The organism is Acidobacteriota bacterium (genome assembly GCA_034211275.1).
Taxonomy (GTDB): Bacteria; Acidobacteriota; Thermoanaerobaculia; order Multivoradales; family JAHZIX01; genus JAGQSE01.
This window is the reverse complement of sequence record JAXHTF010000348.1, coordinates 1-2,638: the sequence shown is the minus strand read 5'-3', so window position 1 is coordinate 2,638 and position 2,638 is coordinate 1. Positions and strand designations below refer to the sequence as shown.

The following is a 2,638-nucleotide window of genomic DNA, read 5'->3' as shown; positions in this document are numbered from 1 at the left end:
CCTCCCGCTGGTATGGTTTCGAACCACCGAATCTAGGAGGAATGCAGCATGCGAGAAACCCTGAAGATCGTTCGCGCAGGACAGAGGTTCCTCTTGCCCATCCGCGGCAAGGGAGAGATGGAGACGGTTCACGGGCGCCAGACGGTGCGGGTGAGCGGTGAGGTGATCCTGAGGATCCACGGCGACGGCGAGGCACGACGGACCCTGGAGCTGGAGCGCTTCGCTCTCGGCACGACGTCCTTGGAGATGGAGAAGGGCGAGACCGGCGTGATATCCGTTCTCGGCGAGCCCGCCAAGGGCCGCTACGCCTTTGGCGGCCGGGAGGATCGGTGGGAGCTGGACGGCACCTGCCGCGTCCACTATCCGGAGCTCGACCGCCGCGCCGGCAAGGAGCAGGAGAGCGGCTGCTATTTCTTGCCCACGACCCTACCCGCCAGCGTCCACATGGAAGGCACGGTGGAGGATCTGAAGGGCGAACGCCCCTACGGCAAGGTGCACCTCGCCGTCGCCTGCGCCGCCGGGGAAGGGGAGGCCTTCTCCAGCCTGGTCCTCGACCTCGCCATCCCCTGGGATGTCCTGGTGCCGCTGGGAGGCTCGGCGGAAAACCACCCCTGCCCGCCCAGTCATCAGGTCAACGAGCGGCGGCTGGTGGTGCAGCCGGTGGGCTTCCAGGCCGGCGCCGCCGATCCCAACCCCACCGGCGGCACCGCCGCAGCGCAGCTGGCCACCGCCCAGACCGTGTGGGCCAAGTGCTGCATCGACATCGAGGTGCAGCCCATCGTGATCATCGACGACGCCGTCCTCAAGACCTCGAGCAACCTGGCCAATATCCGAGCCGCCTACACCGACCCAGATCCCGACGTCATCGAAATCTTCTTCGTCGACAACCCGCTGCCCGCAATCGGCGGCGGCAGCGCCGGGGCCATCGGGGTCGCCAGCCAGAAGATCGTCTGCGCCGAGCCCAACGGCGGCAATCCGGTCCTGACCGCCCATGAGATCGGCCACGCCCTGGGGCTGTTGCATCCTCCCGGCTCGCCGGTGGGGACCGTGATGCAGCCCACCGGCAGCCCGCAGATTGCCGGCACCGAGCTGGTGACTCAGGATATGTGCGCCAACATCTCTCAGCCGGCGCTCCAGACCCTCGCTACCACCTGCTGCCTACACCACGACCACGGCGACCACTACATCCGGGACTTCCCCGAGGACGTGGGCAACGAGCCCTCCGATCCGCTGCCGCCGGGCCGCACGCGGTACTCCATGTCCAACGTTTGGAACCGCCTCACCAACACCGTCGGTACCTTCGGCCCCAACGGTCCGGAGCACCAGAATCCGGCGCGCTTCCAGAGCGACGGCGTGACGCCCCAGACCAACTATCTCTACGCCCGGGTGGAGCAGACCCAAACCCTCGCCGTTAGCGGCGCCAGCGTCTCCTTCTACCTCAAACACCCCGGCACCGGCGCCGGTGCCATCCAGCTTCTGGGCACGGTGGGGGTCGCTCCCGGCCTGCCGCAGGACGTCAGCATCTCCTGGCAGGTACCGCCGGGGACCCCCGGCCACTCCTGCGTCTTCGCCGTGGTCTTCTCTCCGGCGGAACCGGAGCAGGACACCTCCACCCTCGACTGGGCGGACTTCGAGGACCTCTGCCGGCAGGACAACGATTGGGCCCAGCGCAATCTCGACATCCGCGATACGGCTCCTCCGGGCAGCGGCAACATCGCCACCGGCGCTCCGTGGGTGGTGCGCCTGGACCGCCGCGTCAAGGTGCCGGCGGATCTGATCCTCACCGTCGACGCCCGGGCCACGGAAGGCTTGAAGGCGGTGCTGGTGGAGGTCGCCGGGACCGAGCACAAGGTTCCCGTCGGCGAGGTCAGCCGGGTGCAGGCCCGGGCCGAGGCTCACGACACCCCGGTAGTGGTCAAGGGCGCCCTCGCCGGCGGCCTCGAGGAGGGCACCCGCTACTTGGTGCAGGTGGACGCCCACGCCGCCGACGTCGACATGGTGGGTTACGCCACCGAGCTGCGGGTCTCCTCTCGCAAGGTCGTTCTGGCCCGCTTCGCCGACACCCTCGCCGCCGCCTGCGACGACCTGGTCCACGCCGCCGACCTCACCCCCGCCTGGGAAATCCTCCACCGCCTGCGCCAGCTGCTCACCAATTGCTGCCTCACCAGCGGCATCGCGGTGCAGCTGGCCCACAAGTCGGAGGAGGATCTCCAGCAGTTGGTGGAGGCCCTCAGCCAATACCCGGCCACCAAGGCCTACGCCCTCCCCGCCGCCCTCGAGCGCCTCCTCGACGCGGCCAAGAAGGCGGACGACGACGATTCCAACCTCGTCGCCGTCGAAGCCTTCTTCGACCTCGCCCAGCGCTTGCAGGTGGCTGCATGGGCGGTGGGCCAAGAGTAGGCAGCTTCCGCCTTCGATCAAGCCCCCGCGAGGTATTTCCGTGCCTCGCGGGGGTTTTGCTACGTAGGCGGCGCTGCCACGGGCTGGACGGCGTGGATTCCCGCGTTCGCGGGAATGACGGGGTGGTGATGGAGGCGTTGGTTTTTATAGTTGGTGTAGATGGTGGCTGCAGCCCCGCGAGGGGTTGAAACCTCCTCGCTATTTCATCTCGCCCCTGTCCGGGGCGACTCCCCCGCCC

At 68.3% G+C, this 2,638-nt stretch carries 1 protein-coding gene; it reads left to right on the top strand.

Going from position 1 to position 2,638, the window contains the following annotated elements; all coding sequences use genetic code 11:
- The first annotated feature begins 48 nt into the window (after nucleotides 1-48).
- Nucleotides 49-2,400, top strand: a complete 2,352-nt coding sequence (locus SX243_25835; GenBank protein MDY7096406.1) for a hypothetical protein — start codon at nucleotides 49-51, stop codon at nucleotides 2,398-2,400.
- Nucleotides 2,401-2,638: the final 238 nt, after the last annotated feature.

Coding starts and splice junctions, on each gene's coding strand:
- SX243_25835 (MDY7096406.1), top strand. CDS start 49: ATGCGAGAAACCCTGAAGATCGTTCGCGCAGGACAGAGGTTCCTCTTG.